Below are 18491 nucleotides of genomic sequence, written 5' to 3'. Positions count from 1 at the left end.
CTTCTCACCCTTATCGTCCAGATCTGGAAATCTTGTCGCGAAGCGGGAATAAAATATCCAAAATGCCGATAATCCGCAGCGGCTGGAAGAACAACATGACAATGATAAGCACAATCGGAATAAATGCATTCCACTTGCGTTCATAAGCGAGAAAGAAGAAGAAGCTTGCCGTCTGAATCATGAAACAGAACCCGAGCATCGGGATCATGTTCAGCAGAACGGTATTTAGAAACCCGGATCCGCTTCCTACGAACATGCTAAGCAGCAGCGCCACGAGGTAATACCATACCAAGGAACGCGGAAGTCTCCAGGTTCTCAGCGGCTGCAGCTTGGGAACGACCTGGCCCAGACTGGCAAGTGTTGGCCGCGCCAGCGCATGCCCTACCCAGGCAATGACGAGCGCACAGACCGAAAGGGTAAAAGGAAGCAGTCTTACCGTCAATTGCGACAGCTGTTCAATCGCATCGGACGTTAAGCCCATGGAACCGGCTACCGTTTCTCCTGACATCCCCTCAAGAGGAGCTGCCGTCATGTTAAAGGTGCTCTCGATCAGCTCTGATAAATTAAAATCAAACAATGCTTTACTGAGCAGCAGCATAATCAGAAATTCCACGAGGATTGCGCCTGCGCCAATCGCAATCGCTTTAAAAGCAGCTGCCCTGCGCTTGTAAGCAAGCCCCATCAGCATCGACGGAATCAGGAAGTAGATCGATAACAGGACATAAGCCGGTCCGGCCAGCAAGGCCACGATCACGAGCACCGGTATGATATGCACGATAAACGAACGGATCGGCAGCAGCGTAAACAACACCAAACCCGGCAGCAGCATAAAAAATGAAGTAATCACAATCAATGGAGATTTTAAAGACAGGAGCAGCAGCAAATAAACGATGCTCCAAGCGATGGATGTCCAGCGCAATTTCAATATGTTCACCTCTTACGCATATGTTCTTCCAGGGCGGAGATATCTTGATACCAATCCTCCAGCTGGTGACCTTCTTGTTTATGTTTTTTCAGCTTTTCTACAATGCTTGCATCGAGGTCTCCATAAGAAATCCCCAACCGGCGGCCCAAAATATAGCAGCTGACCACCAGACTGGCCAAGCTGTCCACCACTTTCAGACTGCTTCCTTCCCATAACGATTTGAACAACCGGGATACGTGGTCCACAACCTCCGTCTTCAGCCATTCAATGACTTTTGCACGTTTGGCAACATCCATTTCTTTAGGCATGTTAGAGAACGCTCCTTTTCTCCAGCGGGAACAAGCTTTATTCCCGATTATAACATAAATACCGGATGCTTAAGAAGTCGCCTGCCTTGTGGAAGCACCACGATTTTCAAGGCTTTGGGCTCAATGGGACTGGGATTCCTTGGTCACCAGTTTCTCGCAGTATTCAATAATCTGGCTGCGGCGTACAATCCCGATGAACCGGTTGCGGTCATCCACGACAGGGACAAAGTTCTGCACTTTGGCCAAATTAATCAAATCCTCCATATCCGCGTCTATGCGGACAGGTTTATTATGCACACGAAGCGGCACGTCTTTGAGCAGAAACTTCGAAGCGTTCTCAAAATGAACACGGCCGTTCGAATTTTTCATATACCAGAGCAGATCTCCTTCAGTCACCGTTCCTACGTATTCGCCTTCTTTATCAAGGATGGGAACGGCCGTATAGCGGTGATGTTCCATTCGCTCCAGCGTCTGCCTGAGCGTAGAATCTTCCGTCATTGCAGCTACTTCGCTTTTTGGAAGTAAAAAAAACGCAATATTCATAAAAGAAGTGCCTCCCTAACCTCTTGCGTCTTGCTTTTTATTTAAAATTTTGCCTTTCAGCGCTTTAGCTAAAAATCGGCAGCCGATCCCGGACTGCCGAAGTTCATTTGCTTCATCGCTAATTTCACTATATATCTATGAGCGCTCCAGAGCAAACATTCAGTTCTGAGTTCTCGCTTCCGGCAGCAGCAGCTCATTCACAGTCGTATCCGGATCGGTCCAATTCTCAATCATTTGTTTGGCGAAAGCGAGGTCATCCTCGTTAACCACATCGTAGAAAATGTTGTCGATCCGTTTGCCTTCACCCATGATCGTAAAGCTGCTCATCTGCGGATGACTGCCTGTAAGCATCTGCTTCGACAGATCAATAATCATCGACGGCGGCATATCCGTCTTGAAATTTTTGCCCATAATGTCGATTAACTGCGGGATTTTCGATACCTGATTTAAATTTAATACCCGATCTACAAAGGCGTTCAGAAAAATTTGATGCCGTTTGGTCCGCTCGAAATCACTGTCTTCCCTGTAACGCACATAATTCAGCGCATCCACACCGTCATAAATCGGCTGATTGGCCTTAATCGTAAACTTCTCATGATCCGCCTGCTTGTTCACAATATCTTTCGTGATTGGCAGCTCAATACCGTCCAGCGCATCAACAACCTCTTTAAGCCCGTTAAAATTAATGGCCGCATAGTATTGAACCGGGTACCCCAGGAAATGCTGTACCGTATCCTTGGCCATCTTCTCGCCGCCAAACGCATAGGCATGGTTGATCTTATCTTGTGTACCTTTGCCGATAATATCTACATAGGTGTCGCGGGGAATGGATACAAGAAGCACACGGGAGTCTTCAGGTCTTACTACGCTGTAGATGATCGTATCCGAACGCGCCGGCTCATCGTCCCTTTGATCGACGCCCAGCAGCAGCGCTGTGAAAGGAGCGCTCTTTTCTATTTTAACCGGAATCGACGTTGGTGCCTCACTCTCTAGAGGTGCGTATGACTTCTCAAGCTGCTTCTCTACGCTGCCTGACAAGAATAAATCAAAAGCCGCCAAGGCTAGGCTCTCCCGAAATGCATAGGCTCCCCCGCCGGCAACAATCAGCACGAACAGCGTAATCGCAAGAAACCTCCTGCTCTTTTTCTTCTTTCTGCGGGTGCTCCTTCTTTGTTCCATACCTAAATCCTCCAAGCTATAACCTATATCGATTCTGTCTGGAAAACACACTTATCTACCATTGTAACCCCTATCAATGGATGAGGAAATAAAAAAAGAGGAAAAAATAGAGAAGGATACGGCAAAAGAACCAGCACCCCTCTCTATTTATGACGAATGATTGAAGATTAAAACGTTAAGCGTAGTGGCAGGCCACGAAATGCTGGTTGCCTACATCACGATACTCCGGCTCCTGCTGTTTGCACAAATCCGTCGCCAGCGGGCAGCGGGTATGGAATTTACAGCCGGACGGCGGATTAGCCGGACTCGGCAAGTCGCCTTGAAGCACGATGCGTTCACGCTTCAAGGTTGGATCCGGAATCGGAATCGCCGACATCAAAGCTTTCGTATAAGGATGCAGCGGATTGCTGAACAGATCTTCCTTGCTTGCCATTTCTACCATAGATCCCAAGTACATAACCCCTACACGGTTGCATAGGTGCTCCACGACACTCAGATCATGAGAAATAAACAAATAAGTCAGCTGCTTCTCTTCCTGGAGATCGCTCAACAGGTTGATAATCTGCGCCTGAATAGAAACGTCAAGCGCCGATACCGGTTCGTCAGCCACAATAAATTCAGGGTTAAGAATCAGGGCGCGGGCAATCCCGATCCGCTGACGCTGACCGCCGGAGAATTCATGCGGATAACGGTTGTAATGATAAGTAGCCAGGCCGCAAATTTTCAAAGTTTCCATTACACGGTCCTTCAAATCCTTGCGGTCTACCAAACCGTGGCTCAGCAGCGCTTCCCCAATGGCTTCCCCAATTTTAATTCTAGGGTTTAGGGAGCTAAACGGATCCTGGAAGACGATTTGCATCTTTGGACGTAAGGATCTAAGCTCTGGTTTGGACAATTGATGAATGTCCTGACCTTTAAACAGCACCTTGCCATCCGTCTTGTCATTCAAGCGAAGCAGCGTACGGCCAATCGTGCTTTTTCCGCAGCCCGACTCGCCTACAAGACCAAAGGATTCGCCTTTGTTGATCGTAAAAGTAACCCCGTCAACCGCCTTAACATTTCCGACTGTACGAGAGAGTACACCTCCGGTGATCGGAAAGTACTTTTTAAGATTCTGAACTTCAACTAAAGCTTCTGTCATTGTACTTTCCCCTCCTCTTCATACAGCCAGCACGCTGTCTTATGTTTGCTTTCGCCGTGCGTACGAAGCGGCGGCGCTTTCGTTTTGCAAATTTCCATGCAGAACTCGCAGCGGTCATGGAAATGACAGTTGTTGCCGAGCTCAACCGGGTTTGGAACCTGGCCAGGGATCGAATACAAACGGTCCTGCTTCTGGTTCAGAACGGGTTTCGCTTTCAGCAAACCTTTGGTGTAAGGATGCTGAGGATCTTTGAACAAGTCGATAACCGGCGCTTCCTCAATCACTTTACCGGCATACATAACGACTACAAAATCCGCCATCTCGGCTACGACCCCGAGGTCATGCGTAATCAGCATGATGGACGTATTGACTTTGGTTTTGATATCGCGCATCAAGTCCAGGATCTGGGCTTGAATCGTTACGTCGAGCGCCGTTGTCGGCTCATCGGCGATCAGCAGCTTGGGATCGCAGCTCAGCGCAATTGCGATCATAATCCGCTGCCGCATGCCGCCGCTCAGTTCGTGCGGATAAGCATGGAAGATTTCTTCCGCACGCGGAATCCCTACAAGCGTGATAAGTTCGATCGCACGTTGTTTGGCCTCTTTGCGGTTCATGTTCTTGTGCATGAGCAAAGGCTCGGAGATTTGTTCCCCGATGGTTAATACCGGGTTCAAGGAAGACATCGGCTCCTGGAAGATCATCGCGATCTCATTGCCGCGAAGCCGGCTCATTTCTCTTTTGCTGAGCTTCAGCAAATCAGTGCCTTCAAACAAAATCTCTCCGCCGGCAATCTCTCCCGGAGGCGTCTCAATCAGTCTCATCAAAGACATCGCTGTAACGCTTTTACCGCAGCCCGATTCCCCTACTACGCAGAGGGTTTCGCCTTCTCTTATGCTAAAGCTTACATCATCAACCGCCTTTACGACGCCGGCCGATGTATGAAAGTGGGTTTTCAAATTTTTAAATTCGACAAGTGTCTTGGTATCCACCATTTGTTTAGCCATAGATCGTATCTCCTACTTTTTCATTTTAGGGTCAAGGGCATCACGGAGGGCGTCACCAATCAGATTGACCGCTGTTACTGTGATCAGGATACACATGCCCGGCGGAATCCACAGCCAAGGTCTCTTACGGAAATCAATCAGATTGTTAGCCGCAGAGATCATGTTGCCCCATGATGGCGTTGGAGGGATAACACCGATCCCCAAGAAACTTAGTGCAGATTCGGCAAGAATCGCGCCCGCTACACTCAAAGTTGCAGAAACGATAATAATCGGAATCGTGTTCGGCAGAAGATGACGGAAAATTTTACGGTTATCTTTAAGCCCCAATGCATCCGTCGCCACCATAAATTCCTGTTCCCGAAGCGTTAGGATTTGTCCCCGAACAAGCCGCGCAAGACCCATCCAGCTCAAAATGCCTATGCTTAACATCAGGAAATAGATCCGGTTAGCGGGGTCTACCTTCAAGTCCGACAGAACCGTACCGAAAATAATTAAAATAGGCACGCTCGGAATCGAAGAGAAAATATCCGCAATACGCATGATGAAGGTGTCTACAAAACCTCTATAGAAACCTGCCACCGCACCAAGCGTAGCTCCCACCAAAACCGTAATGATCGTTGCAACCAACCCTACCGTTAAGGAAATCCGGCCGGAGAGCATGGTTCGCAATAAAATATCCCTTCCCAGTTTATCTGTCCCAAACCAGTGAGCGGCATTTGGTGCCAAATTCTTATCCGTTAATTTATAATCGTACAAATTGTAGGGCGAAAATAGTGGGCCTAAGAAACAGATCAAAAACATTAATATAACAATGATAAGTCCGGCAAAAGCCAGTTTGTTTCGGATAAATCGACGAACCGCAATTCTCCACGGAGAATCGGCTTTAACTGGTTTCGCTGGTACTTGAGTATTCATATCTACTGATGTTGCCTCCAAGGACATCTGGACCTCCTCCTACTTTAAGCGAATTCTTGGATCTGCAATTCCGTAGAGAACATCGGCAAGCAGATTACCCAGGAGTGTTAATACGGACAAAAAGATCGTAAAACCTAACATAAACGGATAATCCCGCATATTAATGGATTCTAGGTAAACTTGCCCGATACCCGGCCAAACAAAAACCTTCTCCAGAATCATCGCACCGCTGAACAAAGCCGGTAATTCAAAACCAAGCAATGTGATGGCAGGCAGCAATGCATTTCGAAGCGCATGTTTGAAGATAACCGTAACCTCTTTAAGTCCTTTTGCTCGTGCTGTCCGGATATAATCCTGACGGATTACCTCAAGCATGCCCGCCCGGAAATATCGGGTAAGGCTGCCTGTACTAAGCATGGTTAATACAACTGTCGGCAGGAACATATGATAAGCTACATCTTTGATATAAGCCCATCCGCCAGCATTCAGTCCGGCTGTGGTCATACCAGCTACCGGGAATAACTTCCAATCCAGTGCAAATAGTTTAATTAATAAGAGACCTATAAAGAACGAAGGAAGTGACATACATAAGAATACGATCAGTGTGACTATCCTATCAAAAAAGGAATACTGAAATTTGGCCGAGAATACCCCGGTAATCACTGCAATAATCCAGCTTAAGATCAAGGTTGCGAAAGCAATAATAAAGGAGTTCCAGACATAAGTGTTGATGACCGAGGTTACAGGCATCTTATGCTGCAGAGAGTCCCCCATATTTCCTTTAAGCATGTTGCCTGCCCAAATAAAATATCGCTGGTATTCCGGTTTATCCAGACCATAAATGTGCCTGAGATCCTCTGCTTTCTCTGCGGTCATATTCGGATTGTTCTTCGCCGTAATGAAATCCCCCGGAACCATTGCCGAAATCGCAAACACAATAATTGAGATCCCAATCAGCGTAGGAATCAACTGCAGAAGACGCCGGATGATATACTGCCTCATTTTAATTCCTCCTGGCTTATAAATCGATATGCCCAGCTCCTAATGGAGCTGAGCATATCCTTGTGATGTTTTATTGTTGAAGCTCTGCTTGATACAAGCTCAAATCGAAATCTTTATACGGCGAAAGGTCAAATCCGCTTACACGGCCGCTGATGCCATACATGTTTGTTCTTTGATACATCAGGATGGCAGGAACATCTTTGTTCAGCTCTTGATACATTTGTTTGTAGATTTCTTTACGTTTCTCAAGGTCCAGCTCTTTTCTGCCTTTAGCCATCAGCTCATCAACGGTAGCATTGGAGTATCCGAAACGGTTCTGTGCACCATTTGTGATATAAACGGTATTGTCAGGGTCCGGAGTCAAGCCCCATGCTGCAAAGTACATATCGAAGTCGCCTTTGTCTGCTTTGTCCATGATGGCATTGAAGTCCAGCGTTTCAGCTTTCAAGTTGATACCCAAATCTTTATAGTTTTGAGTCATGATCGGCAGAAGTGCGTCTACGACTGGGTTATCCGCAGTTGCCGAGAAGTTAATTTCAAACTTCTTGCCGTCTTTTTCACGAATACCGTCGGAACCTACTTTCCATCCAGCTTCGTCCAGCAATTGTTTAGCTTTCTCTGGATCGAAATCGTAGTGAGTGATGTTCTCGTCTGTATAAGCCCAAGATACTTTAGATTCTGGAATATCAATGACATTCGCATAATCGCCGTAGACACTTTCTACGATGTCTTTACGGTTCAAGCCGTAAGTCAAGGCTTGACGAACCTTTTGGTCCGCGAACTTGTCTTCTTTAAGGTTCATACCGATGTAGCCGTAGCCGTTGTTAGGCAGGATATTTACATCAACAAAACCCATAGCTTCAAGTTCCTCAATGTTGTCCGGTGATACCGTGATGTTGTCCATATCCGTTTCACCGGATTGAATCAAAGCAAGGTTAGTACCTTCGGTAGTTACTCTGTAGATCAGGTTCGGAATTTTTGGAGCGCCTTTGAAGTAATCAGCATTAGCTGTAAAGTCAACTTCTTGGCCCGCTTTGTAACTGCTCAATACGTATGGGCCGCTACCCAGTGGTTTCGAGTTCAAGGATTTAATGGAATCCAGGCTGCCTTTCTTGAAGCCTTTGCCATAATAAGCTTCAGAAACGAAAGGAATTGTACCCAGATAAACTTGAGTCAAGGCGTCATAATCGGTTACATCGATTTGAATCGTGTTATCGTCGATAATTTTTACGCCAGAGATCTCTGTAGCGGAGCCTTCTTTATATTCTTTGGTTCCTACAATGTTAGCCAGCGTCAAATCCGATTCACCGTCATAGGTAGGGTCCAGCATCACTTTCAATGCAAAATAGTAGTCTTTAACGGTTACAGGCGTGCCATCTGTATATTTCACACCTTGTTTCAAGTGATACGTGTAAGTTTTATTATCATTAGTAATTTCTACAGAGTCAGCCAGGCTGTTTTCGTAACTGCCGTCTGCTTTCACTGTAATGAACGTATCGAAAATTACGTCATTTACATAGTTGTCATAAACCGTAGAAGAGAAGAGAGGGTTAAAGATCCCTTGTGGAGCGACCATCCCTACAACCAACGTGTCTTTGCGGGCTGCCGCATTTGCTGGAAGCAGCGACATATCGGAGGCTTTGATTATGCCGTTTGCGTTACCGGCAGCATCATTAGAATCGTTGCTTGCACTTGCTTCTGTACTTTCCCCTGCGTTGCTTGCATTTGCCGAAGCCGGTGCATTGCTCGGAGCTGCATTGTTATTACTTCCGCCGCATGCCGAGAGCACCATTGATGTTGCTAATACCAGACCAACCAGTAAGCTCCATTTCTTTGTCATTCATGATCCTCCTCTTTCGAATAAAAGCTTTTGTCTTTGAAAATATATTATGAAAATAATATATCCAAGTGGGGCCAACGAGCAGAACTCGCGGATTAATGTAAGTTATCTTTACACAACTAAACCTATTTCTTTACTTGGGTTTATTTGGTTTGATAACCTGGATCAAGAGACTTATTGCTGCTTTCCTAGCGATAATTGAATAAATAACCATAGGTCAATAATCTAAGATACCGAAAATCTCATCAAGCTAACTTAAACCTGTTAAGTGCTTAAAATCCAGCTAATTGACCATGTGATTGTTCGGATTTAGTAATTAATATACATGAATGTTACCAAAATTCCAAGCTATTTTATTCAGTTTTAACAAAAAAAAATTTGATCGCTTGATCAACTTTTTTTTAAGCTAGCTTGATTCCATTGATTTTATTGATACTTTTAAGAGAATTTGTCCTTCTGTCCAGAACTGCAGATATAATTAAATATCATATTTTATGAATAATAATGCATTATAATTGGCAATTTTACTTTATATCCATGCATTTCTTGTTAGTTTCATACGTCCTTCATGTATATCACAATGTCCACCATATGAGGACATTTAACACGTTTTCTCTATGAAGCGTCTAAATATAGACATATCCGGAAGGAAACCTTACATCTCTTCAGACCTCTCAGACTCTCAGGAAGAATCGGATTTAACCAACACCTTTATTTTACTTTGCTTTATCTTAAATAACTGCACAAAAAAAGACACCCCCATCATCAACGATGACAGGGATGTCTTCTATCTTCCTACAAGAATTACTCAGTAGTGTAAGGAAGCAATGCGATTTGACGGGAACGCTTAACAGCGATTGTCAAAAGGCGTTGATATTTCGCGCTCGTGCCAGTTACACGACGTGGCAAGATTTTGCCGCGCTCGCTGATGAATTTCTTCAACAGCTCAGTATCTTTATAGTCAATGTGAGTAATTTTGTTCACAGTGAAGTAGCACACTTTACGACGTTTGTTGCGGCCGCCGCGGCGAGCTGGTCTTTTGTCGTTGTCTCCGCCTTCTCTTTGTTTGAAAGCCATGTCCTATTCAGTCCTTTCCAAGTTAAAATGGTAAATCATCATCCGAAATATCAATCGGCTTCCCGTCGTCGGAAAATGGATCCTGATTGCCGCGCGAGTAACCGCCGCTGTTATTGCCCGTGCTGCGGTTTCCGCCGCCACTATAAGGGGCTTCTTCCCGCGGCGCGCCACCACCATTACCTGATCCGCCTTCACGGCTCGACTCCAAGAAACGAACATTATCAGCAATAACTTCAGTGACGTAAACACGTTTGCCTTCGTTATTCTCATAGTTACGTACTTGAATGCGCCCTTCTACAGCAGTCAGACGCCCTTTGCGCAGGTAGTTCGCACAAGTTTCAGCAAGCTGTCTCCACGTTACGACCGGTATGAAATCCGCTTCTCTTTCTCCGCCTTGCGACGTAAAAGGTCTGTCCACTGCGATGGTAAACTGAGTTACCGCAACGCCGGATGGCGTATAACGCAGCTCCGGATCCCGGGTAAGCCGGCCGATCAGAATGACACGGTTCAACATCCAGGTCCCTCCTTTGGGTAGTCCTATTACAAAACGTTATTAAGCAACGTCTTTAGTGATCAGGTAACGAATAACTTCGTCAGAGATCTTCATGATCCGCTCAAGCTCGTTGACAACGTCTGGAGTAGCAGTAAAGTTTACCAATACATATACTCCATCACGGAACTTGTTGATCTCATACGCAAGACGGCGTTTACCCATAACATCGTGTTTTGTAATTTCGCCACCGTTTTGGATGATGCCTTGGAATTTCTCCACAGCAGCTTGAACAGCTTCCTGCTCAACGTCTGGACGAATAATGTACATTACTTCGTATTTGCGCATTTGTTTCACCTCCTCTTGGACTAAGGCCCCTAATCAGGTTTGCTGTTAGGAGCAAGGAACGAGCATAATCTCGAACTATAATAATATAACAAATTAGAGCCCGCCTTGCAAGTTTACATTTTTGTCCGGTCATGGACTTCCTTTATTCTGAACACACTATAACGGCAACTCAACCTTATTGTTAAAGGAGACGATAACGATGGGCGAACGCACCGAATTTGAACCCGGCGACAAAGCGCCGAACGACGGCATTTACACCGAGGTGGGCGAAGCGCGAAGCTTCCACACGCAGATTCAGAATCCGAAACGGGTCACGCTGAAGAAGGGCGATACCTTCCCGGATACCACCAACAAGAACCGCAAGTGGAAAAAGGCCGAGAAAGCGCTGGTTCACTAATTTTTTTCTGCCCCAGTGAATAGGATCGGCATCTCCGGGTTATTCTAAACTTCAGACGGCGCTTAACAAGAGAGGTGTGGTTCCGTTGGATCAAGTCGCTTTTCATGAACTGTTAGGAGTCTAGCCACAAAGCTTGGATATAGAGGATAAACCGCAAAGTTTTGGCTTTACGGCAGGACTGCTTTATCGGGCAGTTTGCATCCTGTTCCTTTTTGTGAGAATAGAATTTCCATCAGCAGGCGCCGTCCGCAGGACCCTTCAGGGTCCTGTTTTTATTTATCGGCATATTTACGTCTTAATGTTGTCAGGCAATGGGGCGAGCCCCTGGCCGGACGCGATCCGCGCCACCCCTTCTTCGCATACGCCATACGAACGCCACGGACAGGACGTGCAAAGCTGCGGAATATCCTCCGGCGTCACCGACAATTGCATCCTCTGCATCACCTCCTGCCAGGCAATGCGTGCCCCCGGTGTGAAACCCAGCCGAGTCAAAACGGCCTGATCCCGGTCGTATACCCTCCCCTCCCTGCAATGGTTGGGTTTGTCCTCAGGATAACAGCGGCAAAGGTCATCAGGACCTTCCACTAACGTCACCAACGAAGAAGGAGAATTTCGCAGACGTTCGTATAGAGCGGTCATATTCCTTGTAAAATCAGGGGAGTAGCCCATTCCCCGGTATCCGGCCAGACAAAGCAGGTGATGTCCGCGCAGCCGAATTTCCATTCTTACTGCCCCCTTTTTCCTTATATATCATAGATTCGGATTAGAAAAAGCAGCGCAAAAATCGTAATCCCAGTGATCAGTGCCAGCTTTTCCCAGCGTTTATCGCGGCCCAAAGATGCTGGTTGCAGCTCCAGGAGAGCGGCCCCCTTGATCTCCATCGCCAGAATCCATTCCTCAACAGCTTGGAACAGAGCAATTAACAGCGGGATCACAAACGCGGGAATATCCCGAACGTCCAGGTTCCCTCCCCGGCTCGTCCGTTTGCCGCGAGCTCTTGCGATAGTGGAGAACCGGTCCGCCTCCTCGATAATAAGCGGAATAAACCGCAGCACGAGCGAAGCGGACAAGGCCAGCATATCGACCGGAACCCCGACCCGTTTGAGCGGGCGCAGCGAAATCGCCAGCCCTTGCTTCATAGCGGAGGTACTGGTGGAGAGCGTAAAGATCAAAGCGACGATCGTCACTTCGAAAAATAAAAGCAGCCTCCGGAACGTATCACCTGCGGATACAAAGGAAAAGCCGATGCCGCCCCTCCCTCCGGTTCCTTGCCCCCCATGAAGCTGAACCCCCGCAATAAGTACGGTGACAGCCATAAGCCATAAAAGCGGTTTGGACATACGGAGCAGCTTGCGGCGATCCTCAGGCATCAGAAAATACATACAAAAAACCGCACATAAAAAAGCGATTCCTGTGCCAGCCCATCTAGACTGCAGGATGATGCCAGCCGAAATGAGCATATAAACCAGCCATTTGAGCCTCGCGTCCATGCTGTACAAGCCTTTCTTGTGCCGTTTGGCCATGATGCCGTTTCCTGCCTTATCTTCCGAAGTAGAAGTATGCTTGTTCAGCTTATGAGGCTTGTGCAGGGCTGGAAAGGCGGCCGGCGCGGGCGGAGATTCCGGGTCCGTCGATAGCCCCTCCCCCCGCAGCTCCCGTTCAATCACGTCTGCCATCTGCTCCGGAGTGACGGCGTCTTCCGGGACAGGAAGGCCTGCCTCCCTAAGCGACTGCGCAAGCTCCATGTGGCTTGTCAAGCCAATGCCCGTCTCAAGGAGCACCTGCGGATTCGCGGCAAGCTCCTCCGGCTTTAGATCAGCTATTAATTGCCCTTGATCGAGAATAAGCACCCGGTCGGCTATGGACAGAAAGGTATCCATCTCATGAGTAACGAGGACGATGCCGGCGCGTTCCTTCCATTGAACAAGCTCTTGTTTAAGCCGGAGGACCGATTTGGCATCCAGCCCGGCTGACGGCTCGTCCAGCAACAGCCAAGGCGCTTCTGTTGCCATGACGCTGGCCAGCGCGACCCGCCGCTTCTGTCCTCCGCTTAATGTGAAAGGAGCGCGGGCAAGAAACTCGGCAGGCAGGTGTTGACCGTCCAGCGCAGCGGAAATGCGGCGCTGTTTGTCCGGCCTCGGGAGACGGTATGGACGAAGGGAGTAGTCAAATTCCCCCTGTACCGTACGGGCAAACAGCTGATGCTCAGGGAATTGGAAGGCAACGGAACTGCGCAGTAAAGCCGCACGATTCAGCCGTCTGTTGTTCCACAAAGGGAGCTCATCGTAATAGACATTCCCGCTGCCGATCGGCATTAACCCGGCCATTGTACGCAGCAGGGTCGTCTTGCCGGAGCCGGATTTTCCAATGATCAGAGTTAAAGAGCGGTCGTCTGGAAAGACGCAATCGATATCTCTTAATAGAGCATGCGAACGCTGCCGGTCAGCGTATACGGCCACATCTTTTATTGTAATTGGCATCGTTTCACCGCCTCGCTCAATTGCGCCGGAAACAGGGGCCGAGCCTGTGGCATATACCCGCGCTTATGCAGACTCCGGACTGTCTGCACGACATATGGCGGCTCATAACCGAACCGCTCACAAGGGCTTGGCACTCCGGGATTGTACCCTCCTTCCTCCTGATCCTGCTGGCCGTAGAAAAACTGCTCCGTCGTCCCGTCGAAGCTGACCTGGCCTTGTTCTAGCAGCAGGATTCGATCAGCAAAACACAGCTCCTCCGTGCGGTGCGTGACCCACAAGATGGTTGTTCCAAGACGGTGGAGTCTGTCGGCAGCCTCCAGCACGGATTTCCTGGAGCCGGGGTCTAGCATGGAGGTCGCTTCGTCGAACAGAATCGAGTCCGCCCCTGCCCCCAGGCAGCATGCGAGGTTCAGAAGCTGCTTCTGTCCGCCCGACAAATGCTTAACCGGCCTATCCAGCGGAATCGACAAACCGACCTCGTCCAGCAGCTCCCGCATTCGGTTCTCCTTCTCAAGGGCGTCCATATCTGTAAGACCGTGCAGACTTAACTGCAATTCTTCATCGACCGTTTCCCCGAGCAATTGGGTCTCCGGATTTTGCAGCACCGCGTATGCCGTATGCCCTTCTGCAAGGACCCTTCGTCCCCCGGATACCGGAATAAACCCGGATAACACTTTGGATAACGTGCTTTTCCCACTGCCATTGTCACCAATCACAGCTGTCCAAGAACCTTGGGGGATTTCAAAAGACACTTCGTTCAGGGCTGGTTTTCCTGATGTATCGCTCACATAATCAACGGTAACCTGTTCCAATTTAAAAATGATCGTCGGAAAATTCATAATTGATCTACCATTTCCTTTACAAGCATGCTACAATGCGAATTGTTAACCTTTAATTATAGTTTAAGTTGACAATAAGATTTGATAACTACTCTAGCATAATAAAGGAGATGTGACAATTGTCTGCAGCATTATCTTTAAGAGGGGTGGCCTTCAGCGCTTTATTCGCCGCGCTTATCGTGGTATTTGGTTATGTCAGCATCCCGCTCGGCTTTACACCTGTGCCGATTACGCTTCAAACCTTGGCCGTTTTGCTTGCCGGAGGTCTGCTCGGCCCGCGGTACGGATTCTTCAGCATCATGATCGTTGTTGTATTGACTGCAGTCGGATTCCCGCTGCTTCAGGGTAAAGGCGGTTTCGCTGTCCTGCTGGGTCCAACAGGAGGGTACGTGGTCATGTGGCCTTTTGCAGCGCTGATTATCGGCCTGCTGGTGCGTAAGGTAAAGGGAAACGCCTGGCTGCAAAGATTATTTATATTTCTGATCATGTGCTTAGGTTCGTTTCTTTTGTATGTAACCGGCGTACTCTGGCTCGGGCATGTGGCCGGTTTTACCTTATCCAAAGCGATCGTGGCCGGAATGTACCCGTATATTCCGGGCGACATGATTAAAGCGGCAGCGGCTACGGTTATTATTTTGTCTCTCCGGCAGATGTTCCCGCCTGAACGATTAACCGGGCACGGCTATGAGGCTGTCCGTCGGCGGACGGATTCTATAGGAAAATAAACGTTTCGAAGTTCTATCCCCGCATTAGCATCAAGTTTCACGCCATACCAAAAAGCCGCGTGAGAACGCGGCTTTTTGTAATTCTATCTCACTGTACATTTCTATTTTACCGTACATTTTATCATTTTAATGGTAGCCCAAACTCAGTCCTCTTTAAAACATCAGTTCTGCTCCAGGCTTCAGCGAATGGATTCGTCGATAACCCTCTCCCGCAAGAACCTCGCATACTTCATCGGTTTTGGGCTTGGAGGCATGGACCAGCACGGTCTGTTCCGCCGGTACCTCACGGAGCATCTCTCTTACATCGGATAACCCCTGATGGACCTTATAACGGATATTAAAAAATTTGCATCGCGCCTCCTCCATACCCCCCTCCAGTATATTTTGGGCAAAGGTATGCCGGGCTGCATGTCCTGTAATGATCACCGTATTCCGGACATGATCCGCCAAATACTTGAAATACCAGCGGGCCCGTGGAGACTCCATCATTCCGTCGGCAGTGAAAATTACAGAAGGCCCCTTTTCGTTCAAAGCTTCTAAACGTTCCTCATCATTATGGGGTAAAATAACCCGGCCTGCGCTGCTGTTAATAGCCTGCTGGATCCGTTCACGCCCTTTTGTCTGCAGCCAGACCGGCTGCTCCAGCAAACGCTGCAGGCCGTTCCAGATTTTTTCTTCCACGATAAGATTGTAAGTCCCTAACCGCTCGCTGGCCCAGACCAGCAAATCCTGACCCCGCCCATATACGGGAACCGGCAGCAGCACATGCCCGCCTGATTCCAGGGTGTTTCGGACAGCTCGCTCAAGCTCTCGCAGCTTGGTCTCCTGCGGCTCCTCATCGCTGCCGTAGGCGTTATCCATGATAACCAAATCGGCCGCATAACCGGACGGCTTGGCCTGATCGGCGGCTTGGTTGTGTACACGGTGTACGGCTCCCTTTGAAAAAGGGCTTCCGCCCTCCCCCGCTTCACCCTCCAGCGGCGAATCGGCAGCAAGCAGGAGCGACTCCCGGCTGTAATCCCCCGAGAAAAAAATCCTCCGGCCCTCAACCTCCAGCCGCAGCCAGACAGATCCGGCCAGATGGCCGCTTCTCCCCCACTTCAAGCGAATTCTTGGAAGGTTGGGGGCAGCGGCTCCAACGCTGTCCAAGTCGGAGTCGGAATCCGATTCCAGATCCAGTTTCTGCTCCTCGTCCAGATCCAGATCCGCCCACTGCAAGGCAGGGGCCAGATCTTCCAGATCACGAAAGCTCAACGCGGCGATTTGTTCTTCCGTATAAGGCAGTTCTGCCCCCCGTTCCTTCACATAGCGGCGCCAGCTGGCAAAGTAGCTGCTCAACTGCTCTACGGTAGCTTTCGTCGTCCAGATGTCTCCCTTGTAGCCGTATTTATATAATAACGGAAGCGCCATCGAGTGATCCTCGTGAGCATGCGACAGAAATACCGCCGTCAGCTGCGGGATGATTTCGGGATCAAGGAGCGGATACTGGCCTTCGTCTTCTTTTTTCACACCGCAGTCCAGCAGAATCTGGTGCCTTTCACCGGCGATTAAATAACAGGAGCGGCCGTGTTCGCCCGCCCCTCCCCAAATATGCAGTTTCATCATTATGCATTCCACTTTCTTCTGGAGCCCAGGCTCTCGATAATTAGAAGCATCAAGGTAGTGAAGCCCACCGATACAACAGCCATCGCCATGCCGAGCGATACCTGCCCTTGTTCAAATTGAGCGTAAATATAGGTCGCCGAGGTTTGAACCGAAGGCGGCAGAATCAGCAGCGAGCCCACCAGCTCCCGCGACGCAATCGTAAAGGTCATCATCCAGCCGGAAAGCATCCCCGGAATGATCAAGGGCAGCATCACCCGCCTGAAAATATAAAAGGAACGTCCGCCAAACACCTGGCCCGCCTGAAATAACGAACCATCAATTTGGCCGGCTGCGCTTTTGACGTATTGAACGGTATAAGGTACAAACAAAATTACGTAGGTCAGGATCACCATGCCGTATGTGTTGTAAAGGTGAACCGGCATCCAAGGCGCGTTCCAGAGCAGGATCAGTCCCACGACCATGACGATGCCCGGGACGGTATTGGGCAGCAGGCTGAAGAGGTCCACCGACCGCTGGCTGAGGCTGCGGGAACGCTGAATGACCAGCGCAAACCAGGTGCCGAGTACAACGGCTACCGTGGAAGCTGCCAGCGAAATCCAGATGCTCGACATCAGCGCCTCCATGCTTGGCGTGCCCCAGGTAAGCAGCTGCTTATAATAATCAAGCGTCCAGTTGTTCCAGGCCAGGCCCACGCCGCGGAGCTTCATGGTCGAAGCGGCCAGGATGGAGAAATAAGGCACACCGATCGAAATGACAAGCAGCAAAAACACAAAAATAGCGCTGAGCCAAACCGCCAGGCCTTTTTGCTTCAAGGCGCTGCGGCGGCTGCCTTTTCCCCCTACCAGGCTGTAAGTAAAGCGGCGGCTGAGCACGGACTGCACGTACCACATCAAAAGGCAGGCCGTCAGCAGCAGCGAAGACAAGGTCGTCGCTTTGCCGAAGTCAATCGGCCAGCTGGAGATATATTTATGGATTTCCGAGGTCATGACCTCGTATCCGATTCTTTTTCCAAAGGTAGCGGGCGTGCCGAATTCGGCGATTGTCTTAACAAAGATCAGCATGGCGCCCATGCCGTACGCGGACAGCAGCAGCGGAGCCACAATCCGGCGGAACCGGTACAAGAAAGGCGCTCCCATGACAGCCCCGGCTTCCTCCATGCTGCCCCCGATCCGCTCAAGCGCACCGCGCAGCAGCAGATAAAGGAAGGGAAAAAGATGCAGACTCATAATCAGCATCATGCCGCCAAACGTGAAGAAATAAGGCGTGATATGCGACATCGCCGGGATGAGCTGCTCCAGGTAGCCGTTCTTCTGCATAAAAAGGATCCAGCCCATAGACCCGATATAAGGCGGGGTCATGAAAGGAATCAGCAGCACGACGTCCAGCCACTTCCAGCGGCCGATCCGCGTGTTCGTCATCACCCAGGCCAGCGGCAAAGCCAGTACCGTTGTACCGGCAATGACGCAGATCCCAAGCCAGACGGAGCCGAGCATGACCTGAACGAGTCCGGAATTAGCCAGCGTGCGGAAAGGAGCTGACCACTGCAGCTCCCCGTCCCGATACACACTTTGAATAAAAATTTCAATCAGCGGCACAACGATCAAAACTGTAAGTACCAGCAAGGCCAGGACAATCGACCAAGCGCGGAAGGATTTTAAAGACAAGGACTTTAT

At 49.1% G+C, this 18491-nt stretch carries 19 protein-coding genes; 2 read left to right on the top strand and 17 right to left on the bottom strand.

Features of this window, described 5'->3' with window-relative positions:
• Positions 1 to 10 precede the first annotated feature (10 nt).
• The 12 genes from CBE73_RS14295 to rpsF form a co-directional block, all read right to left on the bottom strand.
• A complete protein-coding gene (locus CBE73_RS14295; protein ID WP_244905489.1) occupies positions 11 to 934 on the bottom strand; it encodes a DUF2232 domain-containing protein in 924 nt (307 codons plus the stop codon).
• The gene (locus tag CBE73_RS14290; protein WP_094094770.1) at positions 931 to 1233 is read right to left on the bottom strand and encodes a MazG-like family protein; all 303 of its coding nucleotides are present in this window, start codon (positions 1231 to 1233) and stop codon (positions 931 to 933) included. Before CBE73_RS14290 ends, CBE73_RS14295 begins: the two co-directional genes overlap by 4 nt.
• A 120-nt stretch (positions 1234 to 1353) precedes the next feature.
• Complete coding sequence (locus CBE73_RS14285; RefSeq protein WP_094094769.1) at positions 1354 to 1776, bottom strand: CBS domain-containing protein; 423 nt, start codon at positions 1774 to 1776, stop codon at positions 1354 to 1356.
• 159 nt (positions 1777 to 1935) lie between these two features.
• Entirely contained in the window at positions 1936 to 2955 is a 1020-nt protein-coding gene (locus CBE73_RS14280) for an LCP family protein (protein WP_094094768.1), read from the bottom strand.
• Positions 2956 to 3130: 175 nt separating this feature from the next.
• Positions 3131 to 4096, bottom strand: coding sequence for an ABC transporter ATP-binding protein (locus tag CBE73_RS14275; protein ID WP_094094767.1), 966 nt, complete (start codon positions 4094 to 4096; stop codon positions 3131 to 3133).
• Positions 4093 to 5100 (bottom strand): ABC transporter ATP-binding protein, encoded by a 1008-nt coding sequence (locus CBE73_RS14270; protein WP_229752787.1) that lies wholly within the window; start codon positions 5098 to 5100, stop codon positions 4093 to 4095. Before CBE73_RS14270 ends, CBE73_RS14275 begins: the two co-directional genes overlap by 4 nt.
• A 12-nt stretch (positions 5101 to 5112) precedes the next feature.
• Positions 5113 to 6042, bottom strand: coding sequence for an oligopeptide ABC transporter permease (gene opp4C / locus CBE73_RS14265; protein ID WP_094094766.1), 930 nt, complete (start codon positions 6040 to 6042; stop codon positions 5113 to 5115).
• 12 nt (positions 6043 to 6054) lie between these two features.
• Positions 6055 to 7017, bottom strand: coding sequence for an ABC transporter permease (locus CBE73_RS14260; protein ID WP_094094765.1), 963 nt, complete (start codon positions 7015 to 7017; stop codon positions 6055 to 6057).
• 70 nt (positions 7018 to 7087) lie between these two features.
• Entirely contained in the window at positions 7088 to 8857 is a 1770-nt protein-coding gene (locus CBE73_RS14255) for an ABC transporter substrate-binding protein (RefSeq protein ID WP_094094764.1), read from the bottom strand.
• An 804-nt stretch (positions 8858 to 9661) separates the two neighbouring features.
• Positions 9662 to 9934 carry a 30S ribosomal protein S18 gene (rpsR, locus tag CBE73_RS14250; protein ID WP_068699105.1) on the bottom strand — a complete coding sequence of 91 codons (273 nt, stop codon included), beginning with the start codon at positions 9932 to 9934 and terminating at the stop codon, positions 9662 to 9664.
• A gap of 22 nt (positions 9935 to 9956) precedes the next feature.
• Complete coding sequence (gene ssb / locus CBE73_RS14245; RefSeq protein WP_094094763.1) at positions 9957 to 10448, bottom strand: single-stranded DNA-binding protein; 492 nt, start codon at positions 10446 to 10448, stop codon at positions 9957 to 9959.
• A gap of 39 nt (positions 10449 to 10487) precedes the next feature.
• Positions 10488 to 10772, bottom strand: a complete 285-nt coding sequence (gene rpsF, locus CBE73_RS14240; RefSeq protein WP_068699101.1) for a 30S ribosomal protein S6 — start codon at positions 10770 to 10772, stop codon at positions 10488 to 10490.
• A 199-nt stretch (positions 10773 to 10971) separates the two neighbouring features.
• On the opposite strand from rpsF, the gene CBE73_RS14235 reads away from it, so the two are divergent.
• Positions 10972 to 11169: a YjzC family protein gene (locus CBE73_RS14235; RefSeq protein WP_094094762.1), complete on the top strand. Its 198-nt coding sequence runs from the start codon at positions 10972 to 10974 to the stop codon at positions 11167 to 11169.
• A gap of 288 nt (positions 11170 to 11457) precedes the next feature.
• Here the strand turns inward: CBE73_RS14235 and CBE73_RS14230 are convergent, their stop codons facing one another.
• From CBE73_RS14230 to CBE73_RS14220, 3 genes are read right to left on the bottom strand one after another with little or no spacing between them, the layout of a single operon-like run.
• The gene (locus tag CBE73_RS14230) at positions 11458 to 11892 is read right to left on the bottom strand and encodes a DUF1284 domain-containing protein (RefSeq protein WP_094094761.1); all 435 of its coding nucleotides are present in this window, start codon (positions 11890 to 11892) and stop codon (positions 11458 to 11460) included.
• A gap of 20 nt (positions 11893 to 11912) precedes the next feature.
• Entirely contained in the window at positions 11913 to 13649 is a 1737-nt protein-coding gene (locus tag CBE73_RS14225; protein WP_094094760.1) for an ATP-binding cassette domain-containing protein, read from the bottom strand.
• Positions 13634 to 14488 (bottom strand): energy-coupling factor ABC transporter ATP-binding protein, encoded by an 855-nt coding sequence (locus tag CBE73_RS14220; protein WP_094094759.1) that lies wholly within the window; start codon positions 14486 to 14488, stop codon positions 13634 to 13636. The genes CBE73_RS14225 and CBE73_RS14220 overlap by 16 nt, the downstream gene beginning before the upstream one ends.
• A 119-nt stretch (positions 14489 to 14607) precedes the next feature.
• Here CBE73_RS14220 and CBE73_RS14215 point away from each other — a divergent pair, with 119 nt between their 5' ends.
• Complete coding sequence (locus CBE73_RS14215; RefSeq protein WP_094094758.1) at positions 14608 to 15213, top strand: biotin transporter BioY; 606 nt, start codon at positions 14608 to 14610, stop codon at positions 15211 to 15213.
• Between the two features lie 153 nt (positions 15214 to 15366).
• Here CBE73_RS14215 and CBE73_RS14210 read toward each other — a convergent pair whose 3' ends face one another.
• Positions 15367 to 16818, bottom strand: coding sequence for an MBL fold metallo-hydrolase (locus CBE73_RS14210; RefSeq protein ID WP_094094757.1), 1452 nt, complete (start codon positions 16816 to 16818; stop codon positions 15367 to 15369).
• Positions 16818 to 18491: an ABC transporter permease gene (locus CBE73_RS14205; protein WP_094096323.1), complete on the bottom strand. Its 1674-nt coding sequence runs from the start codon at positions 18489 to 18491 to the stop codon at positions 16818 to 16820. The genes CBE73_RS14210 and CBE73_RS14205 overlap by 1 nt, the downstream gene beginning before the upstream one ends.

Origin of the sequence: Paenibacillus physcomitrellae (genome assembly GCF_002240225.1) — a bacterium.
Taxonomy (GTDB): Bacteria; Bacillota; Bacilli; order Paenibacillales; family Paenibacillaceae; genus Fontibacillus; species Fontibacillus physcomitrellae.
Note: the sequence above shows the minus strand (reverse complement) of the source record. Positions and strands in the feature narration are given on the sequence as shown.